Raw genomic sequence first — 771 nt, forward strand, 5'->3', positions numbered from 1 at the left:
CTCTGGCTCGGGTGAAAAAGAACGAAACTCTAACTGCCCTACCAATTTTTCCATCCAACCAGATATGGATGTAAAACCAACCTGCTCCAGATTGCCTTTCTTGAACTCGTTCTCGATAACCTGCTATGAAATCATCAAAACCCGAAAAGGTCTCGAAAGTGCAATAGTAAGCATCCTTTCGAGCAGCTACGCAAAAATCATAATCTTGCGCCAAATTGATCACTTTAAATTCTACGTTCATCCCTAATCCTAAAGTGAATAGCGCCTAACGCCGCATTAAGGTGTGAGTGGCGCTTGGCTATACTTGAGCGAAGCGAAACTGCCAAGCGTTGCGAATCACTCTTAAATGCTTTGTTATGTCTCTTGGATTCAAGTACGAAGTGCGACACCTCTGAACATAAAAACAGTAAGGTGCGATAATCATGAACTTTGCTCCCGCCAAGAAGTAAAAAACATGAAATACACACACCTCACTGAGAACGAAAGGTATATGATTTCTGCGCTMAGAAAGCAAGGAATTAGTACCGCTAAAATAGCTAAACAACTGGGGCGCCATAAAGCCACTATCTATCGAGAAATTGAACGCAATTGTCGTTACAACAAGTTCTTCGATAGGTACTCTTATCAACCACGGCGGGCACAGCAAATGGCTCGTAACCGGCTGAGCCGCTCGCGCAGAAACAAGCGCTACAGCAAAAGCGACTTTAGGTTACCTGAGGCCTTGCTACGACTGGATTGGAGCCCTGACCAAATCGTCGGATATCTAAGAAT

1 protein-coding gene and 1 pseudogene are annotated in these 771 nt (G+C 44.3%); one reads left to right on the plus strand and one right to left on the minus strand.

The window, feature by feature from the left end; translation table 11 throughout:
- A pseudogene (locus CIK04_RS31280) lies at positions 1-241 on the minus strand (N-acetyltransferase); the annotation flags it as partial.
- 213 nt (positions 242-454) lie between these two features.
- On the opposite strand from CIK04_RS31280, the gene CIK04_RS31290 reads away from it, so the two are divergent.
- On the plus strand, positions 455-771 hold a 317-nt coding region (locus tag CIK04_RS31290), incomplete at its 3' end, for a helix-turn-helix domain-containing protein (protein ID WP_142994977.1).

The organism is Vibrio sp. 03_296, assembly GCF_002265885.1.